22 protein-coding genes are annotated in these 24,474 nt (G+C 67.1%); 16 read left to right on the top strand and 6 right to left on the bottom strand.

Annotated features, from left to right (window positions below; all coding sequences use genetic code 11):
* The first annotated feature begins 18 nt into the window (after positions 1–18).
* On the top strand, positions 19–2,328 hold the full coding sequence (locus tag ACTIF2_RS15785; protein ID WP_439498038.1) for a TRAP transporter permease: 2,310 nt from the start codon (positions 19–21) through the stop codon (positions 2,326–2,328).
* Positions 2,325–2,690 (top strand): DUF1850 domain-containing protein, encoded by a 366-nt coding sequence (locus ACTIF2_RS15780; RefSeq protein ID WP_439498037.1) that lies wholly within the window; start codon positions 2,325–2,327, stop codon positions 2,688–2,690. The genes ACTIF2_RS15785 and ACTIF2_RS15780 overlap by 4 nt, the downstream gene beginning before the upstream one ends.
* A gap of 12 nt (positions 2,691–2,702) precedes the next feature.
* Here the strand turns inward: ACTIF2_RS15780 and ACTIF2_RS15775 are convergent, their stop codons facing one another.
* Positions 2,703–2,942, bottom strand: a complete 240-nt coding sequence (locus ACTIF2_RS15775; protein ID WP_439498036.1) for a hypothetical protein — start codon at positions 2,940–2,942, stop codon at positions 2,703–2,705.
* 128 nt (positions 2,943–3,070) lie between these two features.
* Between ACTIF2_RS15775 and ACTIF2_RS15770 the strand changes: the two genes are divergently transcribed.
* The 5 genes from ACTIF2_RS15770 (at position 3,071) to ACTIF2_RS15750 (ending at position 7,633) form a co-directional block, all read left to right on the top strand.
* On the top strand, positions 3,071–4,660 hold the full coding sequence (locus tag ACTIF2_RS15770) for a gamma-glutamyltransferase family protein (RefSeq protein WP_439498035.1): 1,590 nt from the start codon (positions 3,071–3,073) through the stop codon (positions 4,658–4,660).
* A gap of 5 nt (positions 4,661–4,665) precedes the next feature.
* On the top strand, positions 4,666–5,862 hold the full coding sequence (locus ACTIF2_RS15765) for an amidase (RefSeq protein WP_439498034.1): 1,197 nt from the start codon (positions 4,666–4,668) through the stop codon (positions 5,860–5,862).
* Between the two features lie 103 nt (positions 5,863–5,965).
* Positions 5,966–6,604 (top strand): nitrile hydratase subunit alpha, encoded by a 639-nt coding sequence (gene nthA, locus ACTIF2_RS15760; RefSeq protein ID WP_439498033.1) that lies wholly within the window; start codon positions 5,966–5,968, stop codon positions 6,602–6,604.
* Positions 6,601–7,260: a nitrile hydratase subunit beta gene (gene nthB, locus ACTIF2_RS15755; protein WP_439498032.1), complete on the top strand. Its 660-nt coding sequence runs from the start codon at positions 6,601–6,603 to the stop codon at positions 7,258–7,260. Before nthA ends, nthB begins: the two co-directional genes overlap by 4 nt.
* Positions 7,247–7,633 (top strand): nitrile hydratase accessory protein, encoded by a 387-nt coding sequence (locus ACTIF2_RS15750; protein ID WP_439498031.1) that lies wholly within the window; start codon positions 7,247–7,249, stop codon positions 7,631–7,633. The genes nthB and ACTIF2_RS15750 overlap by 14 nt, the downstream gene beginning before the upstream one ends.
* A gap of 89 nt (positions 7,634–7,722) precedes the next feature.
* On the opposite strand, the gene ACTIF2_RS15745 is transcribed toward ACTIF2_RS15750, so the two are convergent.
* Together ACTIF2_RS15745 and ACTIF2_RS15740 are read right to left on the bottom strand one after the other, a co-directional pair.
* Positions 7,723–8,742, bottom strand: coding sequence for a nickel/cobalt transporter (locus tag ACTIF2_RS15745; RefSeq protein ID WP_439498030.1), 1,020 nt, complete (start codon positions 8,740–8,742; stop codon positions 7,723–7,725).
* The gene (locus tag ACTIF2_RS15740) at positions 8,733–9,380 is read right to left on the bottom strand and encodes a DUF1007 family protein (protein ID WP_439498029.1); all 648 of its coding nucleotides are present in this window, start codon (positions 9,378–9,380) and stop codon (positions 8,733–8,735) included. Before ACTIF2_RS15740 ends, ACTIF2_RS15745 begins: the two co-directional genes overlap by 10 nt.
* Before the next feature lie 262 nt (positions 9,381–9,642).
* On the opposite strand from ACTIF2_RS15740, the gene ACTIF2_RS15735 reads away from it, so the two are divergent.
* A complete protein-coding gene (locus ACTIF2_RS15735) occupies positions 9,643–13,200 on the top strand; it encodes an indolepyruvate ferredoxin oxidoreductase family protein (protein ID WP_439498028.1) in 3,558 nt (1,185 codons plus the stop codon).
* Between the two features lie 88 nt (positions 13,201–13,288).
* Entirely contained in the window at positions 13,289–13,879 is a 591-nt protein-coding gene (locus tag ACTIF2_RS15730) for a LysE family translocator (RefSeq protein ID WP_439498027.1), read from the top strand.
* Positions 13,880–13,882: 3 nt separating this feature from the next.
* Here the strand turns inward: ACTIF2_RS15730 and ACTIF2_RS15725 are convergent, their stop codons facing one another.
* Entirely contained in the window at positions 13,883–14,326 is a 444-nt protein-coding gene (locus tag ACTIF2_RS15725; protein WP_439498026.1) for a winged helix-turn-helix transcriptional regulator, read from the bottom strand.
* Positions 14,327–14,461: 135 nt separating this feature from the next.
* Between ACTIF2_RS15725 and ACTIF2_RS15720 the strand changes: the two genes are divergently transcribed.
* The gene (locus tag ACTIF2_RS15720) at positions 14,462–15,712 is read left to right on the top strand and encodes an MFS transporter (protein WP_439498025.1); all 1,251 of its coding nucleotides are present in this window, start codon (positions 14,462–14,464) and stop codon (positions 15,710–15,712) included.
* Positions 15,713–15,829: 117 nt separating this feature from the next.
* The gene (locus tag ACTIF2_RS15715) at positions 15,830–16,504 is read left to right on the top strand and encodes a Crp/Fnr family transcriptional regulator (RefSeq protein ID WP_439498024.1); all 675 of its coding nucleotides are present in this window, start codon (positions 15,830–15,832) and stop codon (positions 16,502–16,504) included.
* Positions 16,505–16,582: 78 nt separating this feature from the next.
* On the opposite strand, the gene ACTIF2_RS15710 is transcribed toward ACTIF2_RS15715, so the two are convergent.
* A complete protein-coding gene (locus tag ACTIF2_RS15710; RefSeq protein WP_439498023.1) occupies positions 16,583–17,110 on the bottom strand; it encodes a P-loop nucleotide/nucleoside kinase family protein in 528 nt (175 codons plus the stop codon).
* 126 nt (positions 17,111–17,236) lie between these two features.
* Positions 17,237–17,578 (bottom strand): hypothetical protein, encoded by a 342-nt coding sequence (locus ACTIF2_RS15705; protein WP_439498022.1) that lies wholly within the window; start codon positions 17,576–17,578, stop codon positions 17,237–17,239.
* Positions 17,579–17,965: 387 nt separating this feature from the next.
* Between ACTIF2_RS15705 and ACTIF2_RS15700 the strand changes: the two genes are divergently transcribed.
* The 5 genes from ACTIF2_RS15700 to ACTIF2_RS15680 all read left to right on the top strand — a co-directional run bounded on the left by ACTIF2_RS15700 (position 17,966) and on the right by ACTIF2_RS15680 (position 24,358).
* Complete coding sequence (locus ACTIF2_RS15700) at positions 17,966–19,903, top strand: AMP-dependent synthetase/ligase (protein ID WP_439498060.1); 1,938 nt, start codon at positions 17,966–17,968, stop codon at positions 19,901–19,903.
* A complete protein-coding gene (locus ACTIF2_RS15695) occupies positions 19,900–20,718 on the top strand; it encodes an ABC transporter ATP-binding protein (protein ID WP_439498021.1) in 819 nt (272 codons plus the stop codon). The genes ACTIF2_RS15700 and ACTIF2_RS15695 overlap by 4 nt, the downstream gene beginning before the upstream one ends.
* Positions 20,719–20,905: 187 nt before the next feature.
* Positions 20,906–21,820, top strand: coding sequence for a branched-chain amino acid ABC transporter permease (locus ACTIF2_RS15690; RefSeq protein WP_439498059.1), 915 nt, complete (start codon positions 20,906–20,908; stop codon positions 21,818–21,820).
* Between the two features lie 11 nt (positions 21,821–21,831).
* On the top strand, positions 21,832–22,911 hold the full coding sequence (locus ACTIF2_RS15685) for a branched-chain amino acid ABC transporter permease (RefSeq protein WP_439498020.1): 1,080 nt from the start codon (positions 21,832–21,834) through the stop codon (positions 22,909–22,911).
* A 118-nt stretch (positions 22,912–23,029) separates the two neighbouring features.
* Positions 23,030–24,358, top strand: a complete 1,329-nt coding sequence (locus ACTIF2_RS15680) for an ABC transporter substrate-binding protein (RefSeq protein WP_439498019.1) — start codon at positions 23,030–23,032, stop codon at positions 24,356–24,358.
* Positions 24,359–24,474: the final 116 nt, after the last annotated feature.

The raw sequence follows: 24,474 nt of genomic DNA, 5'->3' as shown, positions 1-24,474 counted from the left end.
CGGGACGGGGACGTTGTCATGAGCCAGGATAAGATCAGACCTCTCGCGGTGCCGGATGTCGCCGGCGCGCCCGTGCCTGCCCCGCATGATCCCGAGCACGGCCTGCCGGCCACGTTCGGCACCGGCTGGAAAGGGCGGGCGCTGTTCTGGATCGCGGTGGCCTTCTCCGCCTTCCAGATCGTCACCGCCTTCGGCATCCCGCTCGATTTCCGCGTGATCGATCAGGTCCGCTGGCTGACGCCGATCACGCTGATCCGGGTCGGTTTCGTGCTCTGGTTCGCCTGGATCATACTGTCGGCCCTGCGCGGACGGATGATGGGCGAGGCGATGATCGCCTTCCTCGCCCTGCTCGGCGCCTTCGAGCTCGTCACGCTCTATACCGGCACGCTGCCCAACCAGGTTCTGCGCACGGTCCATGTCGGCTTCCTGTGCCTGACGGCCTGCGGGCTGCTCGCCAATGCGGACGAGACCTCGCCGCCGGCCCGGATCTTCTGGTGGGCGGTCGGCATCGTCGGCTTCGTCATCGGGCTCTACCACTGGTGGAACTATGTCGAGCTGGTGAACCGGGCCGGCGACCTGACGCTGTCGGACATGGTGGTCGGGCTCGCGGCGCTCGCGGTGCTGTTCCTGCTGGTCTGGCGCGCCATGGGCATCGCCCTGCCGCTCGTCGCCGGCGCTTTCCTGGCCTATTGCTTCTTCGGCAACTACCTGCCGGCGCCGTTCGACCATCGCGGCTACGGCCTCGACCAGGTCGTCGAGCAGATGGCCTTCGGCACGGAAGGGCTCTACGCCACGCCGACGGCGGTCTCGGCCACCTTCATCTTCCTGTTCATCCTGTTCGGCGCCTTCATGGAGCGGGCGGGCGTGATCGATTTCTTCAACGACATCTCGATGGCCGTCTTCGGCGGCAAGCAGGGTGGACCGGGCAAGGTCTGCGTCGCCTCCTCGGCGCTGATGGGCACCGTCTCGGGCTCGGGCGTCGCCAATGTCGTGGCGTCCGGCCAGTTCACCATTCCGCTGATGAAACGCTCCGGCTTCACCGGTGCCTTCGCCGGCGGCGTCGAGGCGACGTCCTCGATGGGCGGCCAGATCATGCCGCCGGTGATGGGGGCGGTCGCCTTCATCATGGCCGAGACGATCGACGTGCCCTATTCCAAGATCGTCGAGGCGGCGATCATCCCGGCGCTGCTCTATTTCGGCGCCTGCTACTGGGCGGTCCATCTCGAGGCCGGCAAGCTCGGACTGCACGGGCTGCCAAAATCCGAGCTGCCGAGCGCCCGGGCCGAGCTGCGCAAGAACTGGTACCTGATCGCGCCGCTGCTGGTGCTGGTCTATCTGCTCTTCGCCGGGTTCACGCCGCTCTTCGCCGGGGCGATCGGCCTTGCCCTCACCGTCGCGCTGATCCTCGCGCTCGCGGTCTCCGCGGGCCTGGCGACGCCGGCCCTGCGGATCGTGTTCTGGGTCGGCTTCGCGCTGATCTCGGCCGCCTCGATGACGATCAGCATGGCGACCGTGCTGATGGTCGTGCTGGCGCTGGTGGTCTGGAACGTGCTGCGCGGCGTATCCGGCCGCGACGTGCTGCGCTCCTGCATCGAGGCGCTCGCCGACGGCGCGCGCCAGGCGCTGCCGGTCGGTCTCGCTTGTGCGCTGGTCGGCATCGTGATCGGCACCATGACGCTGACCGGCATCGGCACGATCTTCGGCTCCTGGCTGATCGGCGTCGGCAAGAACTCGATGTTCCTGGCGCTGGTGCTGACGATGATCTTCAGCCTGATCCTCGGCATGGGCATCCCGACCATCCCGAACTACATCATCACCTCGTCGCTCGCCGCGCCGATCCTGCTCCAGCTCGACGTGCCGCTGATCGTCAGCCACATGTTCGTGTTCTATTTCGGCATCATGGCGGACCTGACGCCGCCGGTGGCGCTGGCGGCCTTCGCGGCGGCGCCGATGGCCAAGGTCTCGGGCATGAAGATCGGCGTGCAGGCGGTGAAGATCGCGCTGCCGGGCTTCGTCGTGCCCTTCATGGCGGTCTATGATCCCAACCTGATGCTGCAGCCGGTGGCCGGGCTGGAAGGCTCGTCCTACTGGCTCGCCGTGGTCTATATCGTCGCCAAGGCGAGCTTCGCGATGATCCTGTGGGGCGCCGCCGTCGTCGGCTATCTGAGCGCGCGGCTGGCGACCTGGGAGCGGGTCCTCGCGACGGTCGCCGCCGCGCTGCTGGTCGCCGCCCTGCCGGTCACCGACGAGGCCGGCTTCATCCTCGGCGCATTGCTGGTCGCCCAGCATGTCTGGCGCGCGCGCGCGGCGAAGCAGCTCCCGGCATGAGCCTCTGCCTCGCCGCCGGCGCGCTCGTGATCTCGCTCAGCGCGAGCGAGATCACCCTGCGCTGGCGCCATTCGGTGCAGAAGACGCTCTGGGAGGAGGTCTGGCGCGAGGCGCCGGGCGGGCTGCGGCTGGTCGAGGCGCGGATCGAAGGGTCCGGCGCCGGCATGGACCCGCCCGAGGACGCGGTGCTGCGTGACGGGTTCTGGCGCTGGACGCCGGCGCTGCCCGATCTGCCGGAAGTGGTGATGCGCCGCTCCGGCGCGACGGCGGATTGGCGGGTCTGCGTCAGGGCGGAATGTCGGCCGATGGGGGTCTACCTGCCCGCGAAGGCCGATCCGGTCACCCTCAGGCCGTGCCGCTGAAAGATCCTGGCGTCAGAAACGCTCGCCGATATGCTCGACCTTGATCACCCGGCGCATGAAGACGAGCATGCCGTAGGCCGCGAAGCCCGAGAACAGTGCCATCAGCACATAACCGACGACATGGCCGAGCTCGAACAGGCCGGCCAGCGCCCAGCCGGAGGCCAGCGCAACCCCGAAGAGCTCGACCGCGATCAGGATGCCGAGCGAGATCACCATGATCAGGGTACGCCAGGTGCCACGCTTCTCAGCCATGTCCGTTCCTTGAAAATTCATGCGCGCTACCGCCTAGCCGACACGCTGCCGGCATGCAACAAAATCGCGCCCCGACAAAATCATGCCCATGGCACATGGGTGCTTCGACCCGGATTGCAAAGGCCTCGATGATCGATACGCCTGTCTTCGCCGCCGGCGCCACTGCCGCGCCTCACCATCTCGCTTCCGAGGCCGGCCGCGCGATCCTTGCCGAAGGCGGCAACGCCATCGAGGCGATGGTGGCGATGGCCGCGACCATCGCGGTCGTCTACCCGCATATGAACGCGATCGGCGGCGACGGCTTCTGGCTGGTGCACGAGCCGGGCGGCAAGGTCCATGCGCTCGAGGCCTGCGGACCCGCCGGCGCGCTGGCGACGATCGAGCGCTATCGCGACAAGGGCCATGACGTCATCCCGTCGCGCGGGCCGGACGCGGCCTTGACGGTCGCCGGGGCGGTCGGCGGCTGGCAGGCGGCGCTCAAGCTCTCGGAGACGCTGGGCGGGCGCATGCCGCTGCGCGACCTGCTGGCCGACGCCATCAGCCATTGCGATGTCGGCTACGCGGTCTCCGACTCCGAGCTGCGCACCTGGCCGCAGGAGGTCGAGGCGACGAAGCTCGCGCCCGGCTTCAGCAGCTTCTTCTGGCCGGATGGCGAGCAGCCCAAGGCCGGGGCGCGCCGGAAGCCGGAAGCGCTCGGCGCCACGCTCAAGCAGCTCGCCCATGCCGGGCTCGACGATTTCTACCGGGGCGATATCGGCCGCGAGATCGGCGCCGATCTCGACAGGATCGGTGCGCCGGTGACCCGCGCCGACCTCGCAGCCTTCACGGCGCGGGCCGTGCAGCCGCTCTCGCTGAAGCTGCCGGGACTCACGGCCTACAATTTCCCGCCGCCAACGCAGGGCCTCGCTTCGCTCCTGATCCTCGGCATCTTCGAGAAGCTCGGCGTGGCCCGGGCGGAGAGCTTCGATCACCATCACGGGCTGGTCGAGGCGACGAAGCGCGCCTTCGCGATCCGCGACCGGCAGATCACCGACCCGGCCCATATGACAGCCGATCCGGGCAGCTTCCTCGCCGAGGAAGCGCTGGCGCGCGAGGCGGCGGCGATCGACCGCAAGCGCGCCGCGAGCTGGCCGTTCAAGACCGGCGAGGGCGACACGGTCTGGATGGGGGCGATCGACTCGAGCGGGCTCGCCGTCTCCTATATCCAGTCGCTCTACTGGGAATACGGGTCGGGCTGCGTGCTGCCCGGCACGGGCATCCACTGGCAGAACCGCGGCGTCTCCTTCTCGCTCGACAAGGCGGCGCTCAATCCGCTGGCGCCGGGCCGCAAGCCCTTCCACACGCTCAACCCGCCGCTCGCCCGCTTCGACGACGGCCGCGTGATGTCCTATGGTGCGATGGGCGGGGATGGCCAGCCGCAGTTCCAGGCCCAGATCCTGACGCGCTATCGCTTCGGCCAGAATCCGGCGACGGCGGTGGATGCGCCGCGCTGGCTCTTCGGCAAGACCTGGGGCGCAGGCTCGCTCTCGCTCAAGCTGGAGAGCCGGTTCGATCCGATGCTGCTCGCGCGGCTCACCGCCGCCGGCCACCCGGTCGAGGAGTATAGCGAGGCCTATTCCGACAGTTTCGGCCATGCCGGCATGCTGGTGAAACACCAGAAGGGCCATGTCGAAGCCACGCATGATCCGCGTTCCGACGGTGACGCCAAGGGGGTTTGAGCTTGATGGTCAAGGACGATCCGTTCCGCTGCTTCGTGCCCTATCCGGACGCGGCCGTAAAAAACGCCGCGAGCGGGCCGCTTGCCGGCCTGACGCTCGCGGTCAAGGACCTGTTCGACGTCAAGGGCTACCCGACCGGGGCAGGCTCGCCGACCGTATTGGCGCAGTCCGGCATCAAGGCCAAGACGGCGCCGATCGTGAAGGCGCTGCTCGATGCCGGCGCCAGTTTCGTCGGCAAGACCCATACCGACGAGCTCGCCTTCTCGATGACCGGGAAGAACGCGCATTTCGGCTCCCCGATCAACCCGGCGGCGCCGGACCGCATCACCGGCGGCTCGTCCTCCGGATCGATGGCGGCGGTGGCCGGCCGGCTCGCCGATATCGCGCTCGGCTCCGACACCGGCGGCTCGGTGCGGGGCCCGGCGAGCTTCGGCGGGCTTTTCGGCATCAGGCCGACGCATGGCCGGCTCTCGCTGAAGCGGGTCTGGCCGCTGGCAGCCAGCCTCGACACGCCCGGCTGGTTCGCGCGCGACGGCAAGACCTTCGCCCGCGTCGGCGACGTCCTCTTCGGCAAGGACGCCACGGTCCTGCCGGAGACGCCGCGGCTGCTGCTGGCGCAGGACATGTTCGCCGAGGCCTTGCCGGATGCGGAGAACGCGTTGCGCAATGTCGTGCAGCGCGCGATGCCGCTGCTCGGCCAGCCGGCAACGGTCAAGGTCGCGCGCGATCTCGACGCGCTCTACTGGGCCTTCCGCTGGGTGCAGGGCCGCGAGGCCTGGCAGGCCGACGGCGCGCTGATCGAACGCTTCGGGTTGCCGCTCGGGCCCGGCGTCGCCGAGCGCTTCGTGTTCTCGAAATCGGTGACCGAGGCCGATCACGCCAAGGCCGAGAAGGTCCGCAAGGCGTTTCGCGCCAAGCTGGCCAAGCTCCTGGGCTCCGACGGCGTCCTGATCCTGCCGACCATGCCGGACATCGCGCCGCTGAGCAGCGCGGGCGAGGCCGAGTTCGAGGATTTCCGCAACCGGGCGCTGCGCCTGCTCTGCCTGTCCGGTCTCTCGGGCTTTCCGCAGGTGACGATTCCGGCGGCGCAGCGCGAGGAGGCGCCGCTCGGCCTGTCGCTGATCGGGCCGAAGGGCTCGGACAAGTCGCTGGTGCATTTCGCCGTGAAGTTCGAGCGGGCGGCGCGCATCCGGATCGCGTAATGTCGTCATTGCGAGCGCAGCGAAGCAATCCAGGGCTCGCGCAGTCCCCCTGGATTGCTTCGTCGCTGCTCTCCTCGCAATGACGAGACAGTGGGAAGCTCCGATGAGCGATCATCACCATCATCACCATCATCACCATCATCACGACCACGACAATCATTACACCCTGATCGAGGCGCGGGTGAAGGCGCTGGAGACGCTGCTGGTCGAGAAGGGCTATGTCGACCCGGCCGCGCTCGACGCCATCGTCGAGACCTACGAGACCAAGGTCGGTCCGCGCAACGGCGCGAAGGTCGTGGCGAAGGCCTGGACCGATCCGGCCTTCGCCGAGCGCCTGAAGCAGGACGGTACGGCGGCGGTCGCCGAGCTCGGCTATGGCGGCCGCGGCGGCGAGCATATCGTCGCCGTGTTCAACACGCCCGAGGAGCACAACCTCATCGTCTGCACCTTGTGCTCCTGCTATCCGTGGCCGGTGCTCGGCCTGCCGCCGGTCTGGTACAAGTCGCCGCCCTATCGCTCGCGCGCGGTCATGGACCCGCGCGGCGTGCTGGCCGATTTCGGCGTGAGCCTGCCCGAGACGCAGCGCATCCGGGTCTGGGACTCGACGGCGGAGACGCGCTTCATCGTCATCCCCCAGCGCCCCGCCGGCACCGAGGGCTGGGACGAGGAGCGGCTCGCCGGCATCGTCACGCGCGATTCGATGATCGGCGTCGGGCTCCCCAGCGCGGAGGCGTCGTCATGAATGGCGGGCAGGACCTTGGCGGCCAGATGGGCTTCGGGCCGGTCGTGCCCGAGCCGAACGAGCCGGTCTTCCACGGCGAGTGGGAGAAGCGCATGCTCGCGCTCAATGTCGCCGCCGGCGCGATGGGGCATTGGACCATCGACGAGATCCGGCACGCCCGCGAGAGCATCCCGCCGGCCGACTACCTGTCCCTGTCCTATTACGAGATCTGGTATGCCGGTCTGCGCGACGTATTGCTCCGGCACGGTTTCGCGACGCCGGAGGAGCTGGAGAACGGCAAGCCCGTCCAATCCGGTGCGATGCCGAAGCGGGTTCTCAAGGGCGAGGACGTGCCGGCCGTGCTGCGGCGCGGCTTTCCCTATGAGCGCGAGGCGGCCACCCCGGCGCGCTTCGCGGTGGGGGACAAGGTCCGCACCATCGTGATGCATCCCCGGCATCACACCCGCCTGCCGCGCTATGCCCGCGGCAAGACCGGCGTCGTCGAGCGCGTCACCGGCTGCCATGTCTTCCCCGATACCGGCGCGCAGGGCCAGCCGGAGACGGCGCAATGGCTCTACACGATCGTCTTCACCGGGCCGGAGCTCTGGGGCCGCGACGCCGACCCGAGTTCGAGCGTCAGCATCGAGGCCTGGGAGAGCTATCTTGAGCCGGCCTGACGCGAAGCTGACTGACGCGCTCGCCGCCGGCACGCCGATCCCGCGTGATTCCGAGGGGCCGGTCTTCGCCGAGCCTTGGCAGGCGCAGGGTTTTGCGCTGGTCGTCGCGCTGCAGAATCGGGGCGTGTTCACGGCGCAGGAATGGGCGGAGGCGCTCGGCGCCGAGATCCGCGAGGCGATCGCCGCCGGGGGCTGTCGCGACGGCTCGGATTATTACGAGCGCTGGTGCGAGGCGCTGGAGCACCTGCTGATCGCCAAGGGGCTGGCCTCGCATGACGGCGTCGACGCGCTTGCCGCCGCCTGGGCGCGGGCCGCAGAAGCGACGCCGCATGGCAGCCCGATCCTGCTGGAGAACGACCCGCAGCGGGCCTGAGCCGTCATTCTCGGCCGTAGCGCAGCGGAGAGCCGAGAATCTCCGGACAGAGATGCTCGGGTCGAGCCCGAGCATGACGCGCCCGGCGCTCAGCTTCCGATGCTCGCCCAGAGCCCGAGGAACAGGGCAAGGCCGAGCACAGCGACGAACGCCGCCGCCAGGACTTCGAGCGCCGCGATGATGCGGGCGCCGCGCAGGCTGCCGCCGCCGGCGAGCTTCAGCGCCGCGAACTTGAAGAACACGGCGAGCGCCGCCAAAGCGCCGGTGGTCAGGGCGGTGCCGAGCGCCATGGCGAAGGTCGCGGCCACGCCGGCCCAGAGCAGGCCCTGCGAGACCGCGAAGACCAGGATGATCAGCGCGCCGGCGCAGGGGCGCAGGCCCGCGGCGAAGACGACGCCCGCCATCTCGCGCCAGCCGCGCAGGCGCGAGATCTCGTCGGGACCCGGCATATGGACATGGTCGCAGGCGGGGTCATGCGCCGGCGCGCCATTTGCCAGCGCCGCCAGCGCCCCGGCCTTGCGCCAGAGCACCCAGAGCCCGACCACCCCGACCAGGGCGAAGCTCGCCTGCTCGATCAGCCGCGTCGTCGCGCCCATCGTGCTGGCCGTGGCCCGCAGCAGGATCGTCAGGCTGAGGACGAGCCCGATCGCGACCAGCGCCTGCAGGATCGCCGCCGCGAAGCTCAGTCCCAGCCCTCTGCGCAGGCTGCGGTTGTCGGCGACGATATAGCCGGAGATCACCGCCTTGCCGTGGCCGGGGCCGGCGGCGTGGAAGACGCCGTAGCCAAAGGCGAGGCCGAGCAGGCCGGGCAGCGCCGTGCTGCTCTGGCCGATCGCCTTCAGCGTCGCCGTCAGCTCGCGATAGAAGGCCGATTGCCAGGAGAGGATGATCGCGCCGATCCCGGTGGTCGCGGGCAGGGCCTCGCGGGGCAGGGCGGTGCCGAACGGGTTGCGCGGCGGAGGCGGTGGCGGCGGGTAGAGGCTCGCGACGAGCCAGGCCAGCGACGCCAGCGCACCGGCCACCAGCAGCAGCGCCAGCAGCATCACGACGAGCCGGCGCGAGAGCAGCGGCAGACCGGGAGCGGCCGCGCGTGACGAGCTCAGGGACATGCGACCAGCGCGCGGGTGGTGACCTGATAGCCGCTCATGTCGGGCGTGGCGGTGATGTCCTCCTGCGACAGGCGCTGCTGGGTCGCCGCGTCGAGCTTGGGCGGGCGGGCGATGCGGACGACGCAGCCCTTCGGCGCGTCGCGGGTGATGACCGCGTCCTGCGCGTCGGCGATGTCGAAAGCGACGAAATAGGTCGGGTCGCCGATCTCGATGCCGAAGGAGCGATTGGCCGTCGCCGGCGCCTTCAGCGGCAGGATGAAGGTCAGGGTCAGGATCTTGTTCTCGAAGACGAGGCCGGCATCGCTCGGCTGGCCGAATTCCTGCGGCCTGCCATTGGCCTTGGCGACGGTGAAGAAGCCGACATCGGGCAGGGATTCGATATTGATCTTCGCGAGCTCCGCCAGTTCGTCGGGCGTGAGCTTGCCGTCGCCGTTCTTGTCGAGGCCCTGGGTGATGAAGGCCGAATAGGCCTCGTCGAAGCTCCAGATATGCTTCAGGGCCCTGACGCTGCCATCCGGCGCGTAGAGGATCTCGGCGCGCGCGCTGACGAAGACGTGGGGATGCGCCTGGACCAGGCCGGTCAGCCCGAGCCAGGCGAGGATCGCCATGAGCGGAAGCAGGCCACGGCAGCGGGTCACGACAGCAGGTCTCCTCGGTTGCGGCGGCAGGCTGGGCCCGACATGGTTAACCAATCCTCAATCGCGTCGATCCGTGCGGTGATGCGGGCTCCGGTTCAGCCATCTCTTGCAAAGGGGGCCAAATCGCGGCGCATTCTGGAACGATCCCAGGGTGATTGACCATGGGCGGGAGATATGTCAGCATTACTGACATATTATCAGGTTGGAGGCCGGATCAACCGACCCCATATTTCCGTAACGGGACGATCGTGGGAGGTCGACCATGACCGAGATGCAGCAGAAGCCCGGCGCCGCCGCGAAGGCCGAGGCCAGCGGATTGCGCGAGGTCGCGCTCGACGACAAATACGACCTCACCAAGCAGAAGATCTTCCTGACCGGCACGCAGGCCATCGCCCGCGTGCTGATGGTCCAGCGCGAGCGCGACCGCCGCGCCGGCCTGAACACCGCCGGTTTCGTCTCGGGCTATCGCGGCTCGCCGCTGGGCGGGCTCGACCAGCAGCTGATGCGCGCCGGCAAGCAGCTCAAGGCTGCCGATATCGTCTTCCAGCCCGGCCTCAACGAGGACCTCGCCGCGACCGCCGTCTGGGGCTCCCAGCAGGCGGAATTGCAGGGGGAGGGCAGATATGACGGCGTCTTCGCGCTCTGGTACGGCAAGGGCCCGGGCGTCGACCGCTCCGGCGACGTCTTCCGCCACGGCAACATGGCCGGCACCTCGCCGCATGGCGGCGTGATCTGCCTGATGGGCGACGACCACACCGCCGAATCCTCGACCAACGCGCACCAGACCGAGTTCGTCTTCGTCGACCGGATGATGCCGATCCTGAACCCGGCCGGCGTGCAGGAGATCATGGATTATGCGCTGCACGGCATCGCGCTCTCGCGCTTCGCCTCGGTCTGGGTCGGCATCAAATGCGTGAAGGACAACATCGAATCGACCGCCTCGGTCGACGGCTCGGTCGACCGGGTCGAGATCGTCACGCCGAGCGATTTCGTGATGCCGCCCGGCGGCCTGAGCATCCGGCGCGAGCTCGATTTCGTCGACCAGGAGAAGCGCCTGCATATCCACAAGCGCGCCGCGATCCTGGCCTATCTGCGCGCCAACAAGCTCAATCACACCATCACCTCGGGCGGCAAGAAGCCGCGCATCGGCATCATCACCGTCGGCAAGTCCTATCTCGACGTGCGCCAGGCGATGGAGGATCTCGGCATCGACGAGGTCCGGGCCAATGATCTCGGCATCCGCCTGTTCAAGGTCGCCTGCCCCTGGCCGATCGACCCGAGCGAGCTGAAGAGCTTCGTCGCCGGGCTCGACCTCGTCATGGTGGTCGAGGAGAAGCGCTCGCTGATCGAGGTCCAGGTGCGCGAGGAGCTCTACGGCTCGAAGCACCAGCCGATGGTGATCGGCAAGAAGGACGAAAAGGGCGAGTGGCTCTTCCCGGTCCATGGCGCGCTCGACCCAAACGATGTCGCGATCGCGCTCGGCGCGCGCCTGCTGCAATACAAGGACGATCCCGCGCTGCGCGCCCGGCTGGAGGAGATCGCCAAGGCGCAAGGGCGGCTCGCCGAGGCGCAGGACATCGCCAAGCGCACGCCCTATTACTGCTCCGGCTGCCCGCACAACACCTCGACGGTCGTGCCCGAGGGCTCGCGCGCCTATGCCGGCATCGGCTGCCATTACATGGTGCAGTGGATGGACCGCGAGACCTTCGGCTTCACCCAGATGGGCGGCGAGGGCGCGAACTGGATCGGCGAGGCGCCGTTCTCGACCCGCCAGCACGTCTTCCAGAATCTCGGCGACGGCACCTATACCCATTCCGGCTCGCTCGCGATCCGCTGGGCGGTCGCGGCCGGCGTCAACGTCACCTACAAGCTGCTCTATAACGACGCCGTCGCCATGACCGGCGGCCAGCAGGCCGAAGGTCATCTCTCGCCCGACCAGATGGCGCGTCAGATCGCCGCCGAGGGCGTCCACCGCGTCGCCGTCGTCACCGACGATCCGGGCAAATACCCGCCGGGCACGCAATGGCCGGCCGGCACGACGATCCATCATCGCGACGACCTCGACGCCGTGCAGCGCGAGCTGACAGAGGTTCCGGGCGTCTCGCTGCTGCTCTATGACCAGACCTGCGCCACCGAGAAGCGCCGCCGGCGCAAGCGCGGCAACTATCCCGATCCGGACAAGCGCGTGATCGTCAACGAGCTGGTCTGCGAGGGCTGCGGCGATTGCGGCGTGCAGTCGAACTGCGTCTCGGTGCAGCCGCTCGAGACCGAGTTCGGCCGCAAGCGCCAGATCGACCAGTCGAACTGCAACAAGGACTTCTCCTGCGTGAAGGGTTTTTGCCCCTCCTTCGTCACCGTGCATGGCGCGCGGCCGAAGAAGGCGGCGCCGCGCCGGCTCGATGCCGGGGCGTTCGGCACAAGCGAGCTTCCGGAGCCGGCCGTGCCGGCGCTCGACCGCAATTTCGCGGTGGTCGTCACCGGCGTCGGCGGCACCGGCGTCGTCACCATCGGCGCGATCCTCGGCATGGCGGCGCATCTCGAGGGCAAGGGCTGCGGCATGATCGACATGGCCGGCCTCGCCCAGAAGGGCGGCGCCGTGTTCAGCCATGTCAAGCTCGCGCCCCGGCCCGAGGACATCCACGCCATTCGCGTCGCGGCCGGCGAGGCCGACCTCGTGCTGGGCTGTGACCTCACGGTCACCGGCTCCAAGAAGGTGCTGGGCGCGATCAAGCCGGACGGCTCCGCCGTCGTCGTCAACACCGCCGAGAGCATGCCGGGCGACTTCACCCGCAATGCCGATTTCTCCTTGCCGATCGAGCGGCTGAAGCGCGCGATCCTGTCGGCCGCCGGCCGCGAGCACACGCATTTCGTCGATGCGACGGCGGCTGCCACCGCCTTCCTCGGCAATGCCATCGCCGCCAACATGTTCATGCTCGGCTATGCTTGGCAGTCGGGCGGCGTGCCCTTGTCGCGCGCAGCGCTGATGCGGGCGATCGAGCTCAACGGCGAAGCGGTCGCGATGAACAGCCAGGCCTTCGAGCTCGGCCGGCGCGCCGCGCATGATCCGCAGGCGCTGGTCGCGGCGCTGGCTGAGGCCAAGGCGCCGACGCAGGCGCGGCATATCTCGGAGACGCTGGACGAGATCATCGCGCGTCGCGTCGCATTCCTCACCGCCTATCAGAACGCCGCCTATGGCGCGCGCTATCGCCATCTCGTGGCGCGCGTCCAGGTCAGGGAGACGCAGGTCCTGCCGGGGCAGAGCGCGCTTTCCGAGAGCGTCGCGCGCTACCTGTTCAAGCTGATGGCCTACAAGGACGAATACGAGGTGGCGCGGCTCTACACCGACGGCTCGTTCCAGAAACAGGTCGCGGCGACCTTCGAGAAGGACAGCGCCAGCGGCGAGAAGCTGCGCTACGAGTTCCATCTGGCGCCGCCTCTGCTCGCCAAGCTCGATCCCAATACCGGCCTGCCGCGCAAGATGAGCTTCGGCCCCTGGATGATGGGCGCCTTCGGCCTGCTGGCGAAGCTCAAGGGCCTGCGCGGCACGGCCTTCGACATCTTCGGCTACAGTCAGGAGCGCAAGACCGAGCGCCAGCTCATCGCCGATTACGACGCGCTGATCGGCGAGATCCTGACGCGACTGACGCCGGAGAACCATGCGCTCTGCGTGGCGCTGGCCGCGATCCCGGAAAAAATCCGCGGCTTCGGCCATGTCAAGGAACGCCACCTCAAGCAGGCCAAGGCCGAAGAGGCGGACCTGCTGGCGCGTCTGCGCGAAGGCTCGGCGGCGGCCCTGGAGTTGCCGAAGGCGGCGGAATAGGGCCCGCAAGCGCCCTGCACGATCGTTCAAGACGGCGCCCGGACATCGGCCGACAACTCCCGCCATTGCTCAGCCGGGGAGGCGCCGCATGGAGGGATTTGTTGGCTTCGTCCTGGCCGCTATAGCGCTTGCTGGCAGCCCCGGCCCGGCGAACCTGAGCCTGGCGGCGACCGGCGCGGCCTTCGGCGCGCGCGAGGGCCTCGTCTATGCGGCCGGCATCACCGTCGGGATGGCTGGCGTCATCGCCATCACCGCCAGCGGCATGGTCGGCATCCTGATGGCGGTTCCCGGTGTGGCGCCGGCGGTCACCGTCGCGGCGGGCGGATATTTCCTCTATCTCGCCTGGCGCATCGCCACTGCGCCGCCCTTGAGCGCGACGGACGCACGCGGCGAGCGTCCGTCCTTCGTTGCCGGCGCCCTGCTCTCGCTGGTCAACCCGAAGGGCTATGCGGCGATGGCGGCGCTGTTCTCCGGCTTCGTCCTGCTGCGGGAGCGGGTGACCGCCGATGCGCTGGCGAAGGCCGCGGTGCTGCTGGCGATCATCGCCGCCGTCAATCTCGTCTGGCTCGTTACCGGCGCGGCGCTGACGCGCTTCTTCCATGAACCGCGCACGAACCGGCTCATCAATGTCGCCTTCGCCGTCCTGCTGATCGTCTCGGTCGCGTTCGCGCTGCGCTGATCCCTAGCCGCTCATCACCGTGGTGTTGAGCGGGCCAAGCACGCGCCCGTCGGCGGCACGGAGCTCAAGCCGTTCGACCGGCTGTCTGGTCTCGTTGTCGATGAGGCTGGAACGGGCCTCGCCCGGCTCATAACAGTGATCCTCGCCCCACTGGCGCAGCCCGGCGACGACGACGAAGAGGCCGCGCCCTTTCTCGGTCAGCACATATTCCTGATAGGCGCTGCCGTCCGATGCCGGCACGACCTCGAGGATGCCGAGCTCGACCAGATTGCGCAGCCGCGCGGAGAGAATGCCTTTCGCGACGCCGAGGCTCTTCTGGAACTCTCCAAACCGATGCAGGCCGCTGAAGGCATCGCGAATGATCAGCAGCGACCACCAGTCGCCAATGGCGTCCAGGGCGCGGGCGACGGGGCAATCCGCCTCCTTCAGGCTGGTGCGCCTAACCATGGGGCCGCATCTCACCTCCTTGTGATCTCCGGTCTCAAGATAGGACTAGATCTGGTGGCATGCAATGTGGTTCTATAATAGGACTAGTCTGCACAGGATAACGCCATGAGGCCTATGAATTCAGAGACGCCCCTGATGTCCCGGGCGGCTGTCGCCGCGCGCCTTGACGCGACGGCGGGACACGCGACGGAACCTGCGCCGGCGCGGGGACTTTCCCGCTCCGTGACGCTGCTGTTCGCTGTCGCCTGCGGCCTCAGCGTCGCAAATATCTATTACGCGCAGCCGCTGCTCGATGTGATGGCGCGGGATCTGGCGATCAGCCCTGCCGCGATCGGCGGCGTCGTGACCGTCACCCAGATTGGCTACGCGCTGGGGTTGATCTTCATCGTACCGCTCGGCGACCTGCTCGACCGCCGCCGGCTCATTGGCGCGCAAGCGCTGCTGTCGGCATTGGCCCTGATTGTCGTTGGGCTGGCGCCAAGCGCTGCCGTCCTGCTGGCGGGAATGGTCGCAGTCGGCCTGCTCGCCGTCGTGGTGCAGGTGCTCGTTGCCTTCGCGGCCAGCATGGCGGCAGATGAAGAGCGCGGGCGCACCGTCGGCACGATCACGAGCGGGATCGTCATCGGCATTCTGCTGGCGCGCTTCGTCTCCGGCGCGCTTGCCGATATCGGCGGCTGGCGCCTGGTCTATCTGGCGTCCGCAGTGCTCACCTTGCTGATGGCCGGCCTATTGTTCCGGGTGCTGCCGAGACATGAGCGCGTCGCGACGACGATCTCCTATCCGCAGCTGCTGGCGTCGGTGGTCAGCTTGTTCGTCAGGGAGCCGGTTCTGCGGGTGCGGGCTGTCCTCGCCCTGCTGATCTTCGCCACGTTCAGCGTGTTCTGGACTTCGCTGGTGCTGCCACTGAGCGCCGCGCCGTTTTCGCTCTCCCATACCCAGATCGGGATGTTCGGCCTCGTCGGGCTGGCCGGAGCGCTAGCGGCTGCGCGTGCCGGATCTCTCGCGGATCGTGGCTTCGGCCAGCGTGTCACCGGGTTTTCGCTGGGGCTGATGGTCCTGTCCTGGGTTCCGATCGCATATATGAGCACGTCGCTCTGGAGTCTCGTCATCGGCGTTGTCCTGCTCGACCTTGCGATCCAGGCGGTGCACATCACCAACCAGACCATGATCTTCGCGGTGCGGCCCGACGCCCGCAGCCGGCTCGTCGGCGGCTACATGGTGTTCTACTCGGTCGGCAGCGCGCTCGGCTCGATCGCTTCGACCATGGTCTATGCCCGCGCCGGCTGGATTGGCGTCTGCGTGTTGGGAGCCACGATCAGCCTGCTGGCGCTGTTGTTCTGGGCGGCGACCCGTCGCTACCAGCCCATACAGATCAGGGCCAAATGAACCGAAGGTTGATACCAGGGCCGGCTTGATGCGCCGGGCTTGAGTTGGCCGCGTTTGACGCCGCATACTGAGCCGCACTGCGGGCCCGTGCCTGCTCCAACACGCGGTGAACCTGCCTTGATCTCCCCCGAAGACCTGCGCCGCATCGCCGCCTGGTCGCGCGACCTGAAGCCGGAGGAGTTCGAGGAGGCGCGCCGCGGCGTCAGTCTGAAATCCTACGGCAAGGGCAATTACATCTGCCATGTCGGTGACAGGCTCGAATCCTGGACCGGCGTCGCCGAGGGGCTGGTGAAGATGAGCACCACCTCGAAGGAGGGCAAATCGGCGACGCTCGCCGGCCTGCGCGCCGGGGCCTGGTTCGGCGAAGGCACGGTGATCAAGGCCGAGCCGCGGCGCTACGATCTCGTGGCGCTGCGCGAGACGCAGCTCGCCCTGATGCGGCGCTCGACCTTCCTCTGGCTGTTCGAGCACTCGGCCGCCTTCAACCGCTTCCTGGTGCACCAGTTCAACGAGCGGCTGGCGCAGTTCATCGCGCTGGCGGAATACGACCGGATGCTGGATTCGACCGCCCGGCTGGCGCGCAATCTCGGCTGGCTGTTCAATCCGATCCTCTACCCCGACCAAGACAGGACGCTGGCGATCTCGCAGGAGGAGCTCGGCCTCCTTGCCGGCATGTCGCGGCAGGTCGCCAACCAGGGGCTGGCGAAGCTCGCCGGCCTCGGCCTGCTCGAGGTCGGCCACGGCTCGATCACCATCCTGAATCTGGAGCGGCTGGCGCGCTACGAGGGGTAGGTCGGGGCAGGGACGCAAGGACAGCTGGCGACCATCTCGGACGTTGGCGCTCGACCTCCCAAACGTTCGGAAACGACACTATGCTGATATGCGCGAAATTATGATCCGCGCCGCCTCCCGAGGATCGATCCTATCGGTGTCGATAGTTATGTCTGCCATTGGCATGGACGCGGTGCAGGCTGAAAAGTCCTTTCGAAGCTGTCGTAGAAGGTCGAGCGAGCGAAGTTTGCCGAAAGCCGCACGGCTCGGCTCGATCAGCCTTCTTTCCTGTTCCTTCTCGGACACCGAAAGCGCGATAAAGACTACCTTACCACCGCGGGCTTCAACCAGCTCCTGCACTCGATTTGGAAAGTCGGACTTGACTGTCGGTTCGGGAGCGAAGGTGAAAATGACCGATCGTTCGGTCCTCGCTGCCTCCGAGATGACTTCCAGCCAGAATAGTTCCCGTAACCGCACGAAGGGTTCTGAGCCGAAGGGAAATACGGCCGCAACGGCATCCACGACCAGGTGGTTGTGAAACAGCGCGACGCCTGTTTGCTCCGCCACTTCCCGCGCAATCGTCAGCTTTCCTGAGGCGACCTGACCGTAGATAAAGACGAGCTGCATGACGGCGGACTAGCATCGATAACGTCCGCAATCCACCCGTTGTAGACGCCGCAGTAACCGGAGGCGCTCGATACGCCCGTTCCAATCGGCCGGCCAGACTGCATGGTGCGGACCTGGCCGATGGCATTACGAGTCTCCGCCCGGCGAGAAGAAGCAGAGCAGTTCGCCCGCATCGTTGATGCACAGATGCCAGAGCCCGTCGGGCGAGAGGCGCACCTTCTGGTACGGGATCTCGAGGACGAGAGGCTTGCGGCGCTCGGTCGGCCACATCGGATGGCGGCCCGGTTCGATCGTCACGATGAAACCCGGCTTGTTCTCCCGGACCTCGCTGGCGTCGATCTGCGCGCAATCGGCTCCCGAGCAGCATTCGAAAGGGTATTCCCAGCCGCTCGGGGCCGGATGGGAGCGCGTTTCCGTCGCCCCAGCGGCAAGCATCATCGCCAGACTGATCGCGGCAAGAAGGCGCATGGACCTGTCCTCGCCCCGAAACTCGCTCCCGAAAGGCGGCGGATGAAAGGCGCGCGGGGCGCCAGCGCGCACTTATCCGCGGCCCCGCACACGAGAAGGGCCGGTCATTGGCCCGTCGCGCAGCCTGGAGATTTCGAGGGAGGTGAAATCGCAAAGGAGGTGCATTCGGTTCAATGCACACTTCGGCGGGACAATAGCGACCAAATACCAAGTTGTCTGTCAAGTGCCTCCTTGCGAATATGTGTGGGGCCTGCAAGGCTTGCATGAAGAACGAGGCCGGAAATGGCCCGGAACGACGGTCGCTGCGATGTACGGCGGCCGGACAGGGAGAACGCAATCGTGGCAAGCGCGACCGCCGGCCAGGCGGACACCTTTCCGAAATTGCTGATGCGCAATGCCCGCGAGCGCGGCGAGCGCACGGCGTACCGGCACAAGGATCTCGGCATCTGGCAGTCCTGGACCTGGGCCGAGATGGCCGAGCAGGTTCGCGCCTATGCGAGGGGGCTGCAGGAGCTCGGCCTCAAGCGCGGCGAGAAGGTCGCGATCATCGGCTACAACCGGCCGCGGCTCTACTGGTCGATGTGCGCGGCGCAGTGGCTCGGCGCGATCCCGGTGCCGGTCTATGCCGATTCCGTCGCCGACGAGATGGCCTATGTGCTCGACCATGCCGAGGCGGTCTTCTGTTGCGTGCAGGACCAGGAGCAGGTCGACAAGGTGCTCTCGATCGCCGAGCGGCTGCCGCGCCTGCGGCAGATGCTCTATGATGAACCGCGCGGCCTGCGCGACTACGACCACGCCAAGCTGCACGATATCGGCGCCGTCATCGCGGCCGGCGCCAAGGCGCTCGCGGCGAACTCGGCCGCGCCCGCGGCGCTCGACCGCGAGATGGAGGCCGGCACGGGCGCCGACCTCGCCGTCATCCTCTACACCTCGGGCACGACCGGGCGCCCCAAGGGCGTGATGCTCAGCCATTACAACGTCATCACGGCGGCCGAGATCGGCTGCCAGTTCGACGGGCTGAACCAGGAGGACGAGGTCATCGCCTATCTGCCGATCGCCTGGGTCGGCGACCATGTCTTCTCCTATGCCCAGGCGATCGTCGCCGGCTTCTGCGTCAACTGCCCGGAAGGGCCCGAGACGGTGATCGACGACCGCCGCGAAGTCGGCACGACCTATGCCTTCGCGCCGCCGCGCGTCTTCGAGACGATGCTGACCATCACCATGGTGCGGATGGAGGATGCCGGCCCGCTGATGCGGAAGATGTTCCACTACTTCCTCGGCGTGGCGAAGAAGCATGGCGAGAAGATCCTGAACGGCGAACCCGTGCCGCTCGGCGCGCGGCTGCTCTACAAGCTCGGCGACATCCTGATCTACGCGCCGCTGCGCAACCGCTTCGGCCTGTCCAGCATCAAGGTCGGCTACACCGCCGGCGAGGCGATCGGCCCCGAGCTGTTCAAGTTCTACCGCTCGATCGGGGTGAACCTGAAGCAGCTCTACGGACAGACCGAGGCCGGCGTCTACATCACCATGCAGCCGAATGGCGAGATCAAGGCCGACACGGTCGGACGCCCGGCGCCGCTGGTCGAGATCAAGCTCGACGAGAATGGCGAGGTGCTCTACCGCTCGCCGTCGATCTTCGGCGGCTATTACAAGGATCCGGAGAAGACGGCCGAGACGATGACGGCCGACGGCTATGTCCGCTCCGGCGATGCCGGCTTCTTCGACGAAACCGGGCACCTGAAGATCATCGATCGGGCCAAGGATGTCGGAAAGCTCAATTCGGGCGAGCTGTTCCCGCCGAAATACATCGAGAACAAGCTCAAGTTCTATCCGAACATCAAGGAGGTCGTGGCCTTCGGCCAGGGCCGCGACTACGCCACGGTCGCGCTCAATATCGACCTGACGGCGGTCGGCAACTGGGCCGAGCGCAACAACGTCGTCTATGCCTCCTATCAGGAGCTCGCCGGCCACGACCTCGTCTACGACATGATCGCCAAGCATATCGACGAGGTGAACAAATCGCTCGCCTCCGAGCAGGCGATGGGCGGGGCGCAGATCAAGCGCTTCCTGATCCTGCACAAGGAGCTCGACGCCGACGATGGCGAGCTGACGCGGACGCAGAAGGTCCGGCGCGGCTTCATCGCCGAGCGCTACGCCCCGCTGGTCGCGGCGCTCTATGACGGCTCGAGCGAGGCCGACATCTCGACCGAAGTCACCTTCGAGGATGGCCGCAAGGGCGTGATCTCGGCGCGCGTCAAGGTGCGCGACGCCAAGACCCACCCGGTGACGGCCCCCGAACGTCCCGCGACGGCGAGGGCAGCATGAATGCGGAACCGATGAACGTGACCGGGACCCCGATCAGGACCGAGAAGGGCGAGGTGCTGCTCTCGGTCGAGCATGTCTCGCTGCGCTTCGGCGGCGTGAAGGCGATCTCCGACGTCTCCTTCGACATCCGCAAGGGAGAGGTGCGCGCCATCATCGGCCCGAACGGGGCAGGCAAGACCTCGATGCTGAACTGCATCAACGGTTTCTACCAGCCCCAGGAAGGCCAGATCACCTATAAGGGCGTGCGCCGCACCAAGATGAAGCCGCACCGGGCGGCGGCGGCCGGCATCGCCCGCACCTTCCAGAACGTCGCGCTGTTCAAGGGCATGTCGACCCTCGACAACATCATGACCGGGCGGACGCTGAAGATGAATCGCGGCTTCTTCTGGCAGGCGCTGCGCCACGGCCCTGCCATGCGGGAGGAGATCGAGCATCGCAAGGTGGTCGAGGACATCATCGACTTCCTGCAGATCGAGCACATCCGCAAGCTGCCGGTCGGCAAGCTGCCCTATGGGCTGCAGAAGCGCGTCGAGCTCGGCCGGGCGCTGGCGATGGAGCCCGAGCTCCTGCTGCTCGACGAGCCGATGGCCGGCATGAATCTCGAGGAGAAGGAGGACATGTGCCGCTTCATCCTCGACGTGAACAACCAGTTCGGCACGACGATCGCGCTGATCGAGCACGACATGGGCGTGGTGATGGACCTGTCGGACCGGGTGGTCGTGCTCGAATACGGCCGCAAGATCGCCGACGGCACGCCCGACGCGGTCAAGCGCGACCAGACGGTGATCGACGCCTATTTGGGGGTGGCGCACTGATGGGCCGGTTCTCCAGGGGATTGCAGTCATGAGCGACGTCGCCGCGCGGCCCGCGCCGAACCTTCTCGCCAATGGCTGGATCAAGGCCGGCCTGATCCTCGCCGCCATCGTCGCCGCGGCGATCCTCGGCGCGCAGATCGACGGCTCGGGCACCTTGCACAAGGTCCTGATCGACCCGTTCCAGCAAATGGCCTCGGCGCCGGACCTGCTCGTCCAGACGATCTGGGAAGGGCTGGTCTCGGGCGTGCTCTACGCGCTGATCGCGCTCGGCTTCGTGCTGATCTTCAAGGCGTCGGGCGTCTTCAACTTCGCCCAGGGCATCATGGTCGTGTTCGCGGCGCTGACCCTGGTCGGCCTGCACGAAATGGGCATTCCGGCGATCCTGGCGGTCATCCTGACGCTCGGCGTGATGTTCGCCCTCGCCGTGACGATCGAACGGGTGGTGCTGCGGCCACTGGTCAACCAGCCCGACATCATCCTGTTCATGGCGACCTTCGGGATCACCTATTTCCTGATCGGCTTCGGCGAGGCCGTCTTCGGCGGCAATCCGAAGCGGATGATCACCAGCGAGCTCTACCTGCCGAGCGGCTCGTTCGACGCCAAGATCCTCGGCGGCTTCGTCTCGTTCCAGAAGATCGACATCGCCGCGGCCGTCATCGCCTCGCTGATGATCGCCGGGCTCGCGCTGTTCTTCCAGTATACCCGCATCGGCCGGGCGCTCAGGGCGGTCGCCGACAGCCACAAGGCTGCGCTCTCGGTCGGCATCTCGCTGAACCAGATCTGGGTGATCGTCTGGTTCACCGCCGGCATCGTGGCGCTGATCACCGGCATCATGTGGGGCGCGCGCTCCGACGTGTCGTTCGCGCTCGAGATCGTGGCGCTGAAGGCGCTGCCGGTGCTGATCCTCGGCGGCTTCACCTCGATCCCGGGCGCCATCGTCGGCGGGCTGATCATCGGCATCGGCGAGAAGATCGGCGAGTTCTACTGGGGGCCGCTGATCGGCGGCGGCATCGAGAGCTGGCTCGCCTATTTCATCGCGCTCGGCTTCCTGCTGTTCCGGCCGCAGGGCCTGTTCGGCGACAAGATCATCGAACGGATTTGAGGGGCTGAACCGTGTTCTATCGCGAAGCCGGCCAGTACAAGACCACCTACGCCGCCGACATGGCCGTGTTCCCGATCCGCCAGGACCGGATCGGCATCGCGGTCATCCTCGCCATCGCCTTCATTGGCATCCCGCTGATCGGCAACGACTTCTTCATCGCGACGGTGATGATCCCGTTCCTGGTCTTCTCGCTGGCGGCGATCGGGCTCAACATCCTGACCGGCTATACCGGCCTGATCTCGCTCGGCACCGCCGCCTTCATGGGGGTGGGTGCCTATGGCTGCTACAAGCTGACGACCTTCTTTCCCGATGTGAACATCATCGTCCTGATCCTGGTCTCGGGCCTGTTCTCGGCCGCGATCGGCGTGTTCTTCGGGCTGCCCTCGCTGCGCATCAAGGGCTTCTATCTCGCAGTCGCGACGCTCGCCGCGCAGTTCTTCCTGCAATGGGCCTTCGTGCGCGTGCCATGGCTGTTCAACTACAACGCCTCGGGCGCCATCGAGGTGCCTCAGCGCACCTTGTTCGGTATCCCGATCACCGGCGCGTCGGCGACGCCGGAGACGCGCTATTTCGTCTGTCTCGGGCTCGTCGTGGTGCTGACCTGGTTCGCCTCGAACCTGGTTCATGGCAAGCTCGGCCGCTCCTGGATGGCGGTGCGCGACATGGACATCGCCGCCGAGCTGATGGGCATCAAGCTGCTCAACGCCAAGCTCATCGCCTTCGCGGTCTCGTCCTATTTCGCTGGCGTCGCCGGGGCGATGATGATCTTCCTCTGGTATGGCGGCGGCGAAGCCAACGACGTCTTCACCATCCGCCTGTCCTTCAACATCCTGTTCATGGTCATCCTCGGCGGTCTCGGCTCGCTGATCGGCTCCTTCATGGGCGCGGCCTTCATCGCCAGCCTGCCGACCATCCTGAAATTCGGCCTGCCGGCGCTCGGCGTGCCGCTCTCGGGCGCTGCCGCCGAGCATGTCACCTTCATGCTGGTCGGCGCGCTGATCATCTTCTTCCTGATCGTCGAGCCGCACGGCCTGGCGCGGCTCTGGCAGATCACGAAGCAGAAGTTGCGGACGTGGCCCTTCCCCTACTGAGGCTCATGCCTCGGCCGGAAGGGCCCAAGAATACGACCCGCCGCCATCGTCAAGCGGCGGGCACGAGACAACGGATGGGCGGCCCCGCCGGCGTCCGGTGCAACCACGGAGGAAGCAAATGAAGAAGACCAGTCTGATGAAAGGCGCGGCGCTCGGCGCCCTGCTCGCGGCGAGCGCGACCGCGCCGGCGCTGGCGCAGGACTCGATCTACGTCGCCAACAACGCCTATCGCACCGGCCCGTTCTCGGGTTCCGGCATCCCGATCGGCGACGGCATGCGTGACTATTTCACGATGCTGAACGAGCGCGATGGCGGCATTGGTGGCGTCAAGATCAACTTCGAGGAATGCGAGACCGGCTACGACACCAAGAAGTCGATCGAATGCTACGAGCAGGCCAAGTCGAAGAACACGATCGTCTATAGCCCGTGGTCGACCGGAGCGACGCTGGCCGCCATCCCGCGCGCCCATATCGACAAGATCCCGATCCTGTCGATGGCCTATGGCCTCTCGGCCTCGGCCGACGGCACGAACTTCCCCTGGGTCTTCATCCCGCCCTTCACCTATTGGGATGGCGCCTCGGTGATGGTCAGGCACATGGCCAACGAGCTCGGCGGCATGGACAAGCTCAAGGGCAAGAAGCTCGGCCTGATCCATCTCGACGCGCCTTTCGGCAAGGAGCCGATCCCGGTGCTCGAGAACCTCGCCAAGAAATACGGCTTCGAGCTCAAGCTCTATCCCGTCGCGGCCGCCGACATGCAGAACCAGGGCTCGCTCTGGCTCTCGATCCGCCGCGACCGGCCGGACTATCTCTACAACCAGGGCTGGGGCGCGATGAACCCGACCGCGGTGAAGGAGGCGATCAAGAACAACTTCCCGATCGGCAAGCTGGTCGGCGTCTGGTGGGCCGGCGGCGATGACGACGCGCGCGCGGGCGGGCCGGAAGCAAAGGGCTACAAGTCGCTCAACCTGAACGCGGCAGGCACCAATTTCCCGATCATCCAGGACATCATGAAACATGTCGTGGAGAAAGGTAAGAGCCTGGCGCCCAAGGAGAAGGTCGGCGAGAACCTCTATAATCGCGGCGTCTACAACTCGATGCTGGTGGCCGAGGCGATCCGCAACGCGCAGAAGCTCAGCGGCAAGAAGGTCATCACCGGCGAGGACATGCGCCGCGGCCTGGAGACCCTCAACATCACCGAGGCGCGGCTGAAGGAGATCGGCATGGAGGGTTTCGCCACGCCGACCACCGTCTCCTGCACCGACCATTCCGGGCACAGCAAGATGTATGTGGCCGAGTGGGACGGCACCAAGTGGACGAAGGGCTCCGACTGGATGGAGCCGCTGAAGGACGAGGTGCGTCCGCTGATCGAGGCCAATGCCAAGGACTATGTCGAGAAGGCCGGCAACTGGCCGAAGCGGACAGAGTCCTGCGAGAAGTCGTCGTGACCACTTAGCCTTCTCCCCTCCGGGGGAGAAGGTGTCGCCGAAGGCGACGGATGAGGGAAGTCTCCCTCTCCGTCGTCCTTCCCTCATCCGACCCGGCTGCGCCGGGCCACCTTCTC

Source organism: Allobosea sp., from assembly GCF_051860145.1.
In the GTDB taxonomy this organism is placed as follows: domain Bacteria; phylum Pseudomonadota; class Alphaproteobacteria; order Rhizobiales; family Beijerinckiaceae; genus Allobosea.
The sequence above is the reverse complement of the archived record's forward strand: the minus strand, read 5'-3'. Positions and strand labels throughout refer to the sequence as shown.

Bases quoted from the DNA above. Each gene is read 5' to 3' on its own strand.
- ACTIF2_RS15745 (WP_439498030.1), bottom strand. From the start codon at position 8,742: ATGTCCCTGAGCTCGTCACGCGCGGCCGCTCCCGGTCTGCCGCTGCTC.
- ACTIF2_RS15775 (WP_439498036.1), bottom strand. From the start codon at position 2,942: ATGGCTGAGAAGCGTGGCACCTGGCGTACCCTGATCATGGTGATCTCG.
- ACTIF2_RS15720 (WP_439498025.1), top strand. From the start codon at position 14,462: ATGTCCCGGGCGGCTGTCGCCGCGCGCCTTGACGCGACGGCGGGACAC.
- ACTIF2_RS15700 (WP_439498060.1), top strand. From the start codon at position 17,966: ATGCGCAATGCCCGCGAGCGCGGCGAGCGCACGGCGTACCGGCACAAG.
- ACTIF2_RS15785 (WP_439498038.1), top strand. From the start codon at position 19: ATGAGCCAGGATAAGATCAGACCTCTCGCGGTGCCGGATGTCGCCGGC.
- ACTIF2_RS15770 (WP_439498035.1), top strand. From the start codon at position 3,071: ATGATCGATACGCCTGTCTTCGCCGCCGGCGCCACTGCCGCGCCTCAC.
- ACTIF2_RS15710 (WP_439498023.1), bottom strand. From the start codon at position 17,110: ATGCAGCTCGTCTTTATCTACGGTCAGGTCGCCTCAGGAAAGCTGACG.
- nthB (WP_439498032.1), top strand. From the start codon at position 6,601: ATGAATGGCGGGCAGGACCTTGGCGGCCAGATGGGCTTCGGGCCGGTC.
- ACTIF2_RS15680 (WP_439498019.1), top strand. From the start codon at position 23,030: ATGAAGAAGACCAGTCTGATGAAAGGCGCGGCGCTCGGCGCCCTGCTC.
- ACTIF2_RS15705 (WP_439498022.1), bottom strand. From the start codon at position 17,578: ATGCGCCTTCTTGCCGCGATCAGTCTGGCGATGATGCTTGCCGCTGGG.
- ACTIF2_RS15780 (WP_439498037.1), top strand. From the start codon at position 2,325: ATGAGCCTCTGCCTCGCCGCCGGCGCGCTCGTGATCTCGCTCAGCGCG.
- ACTIF2_RS15695 (WP_439498021.1), top strand. From the start codon at position 19,900: ATGAATGCGGAACCGATGAACGTGACCGGGACCCCGATCAGGACCGAG.
- ACTIF2_RS15690 (WP_439498059.1), top strand. From the start codon at position 20,906: ATGGCCTCGGCGCCGGACCTGCTCGTCCAGACGATCTGGGAAGGGCTG.
- ACTIF2_RS15765 (WP_439498034.1), top strand. From the start codon at position 4,666: ATGGTCAAGGACGATCCGTTCCGCTGCTTCGTGCCCTATCCGGACGCG.
- ACTIF2_RS15725 (WP_439498026.1), bottom strand. From the start codon at position 14,326: ATGGTTAGGCGCACCAGCCTGAAGGAGGCGGATTGCCCCGTCGCCCGC.
- nthA (WP_439498033.1), top strand. From the start codon at position 5,966: ATGAGCGATCATCACCATCATCACCATCATCACCATCATCACGACCAC.
- ACTIF2_RS15730 (WP_439498027.1), top strand. From the start codon at position 13,289: ATGGAGGGATTTGTTGGCTTCGTCCTGGCCGCTATAGCGCTTGCTGGC.
- ACTIF2_RS15735 (WP_439498028.1), top strand. From the start codon at position 9,643: ATGACCGAGATGCAGCAGAAGCCCGGCGCCGCCGCGAAGGCCGAGGCC.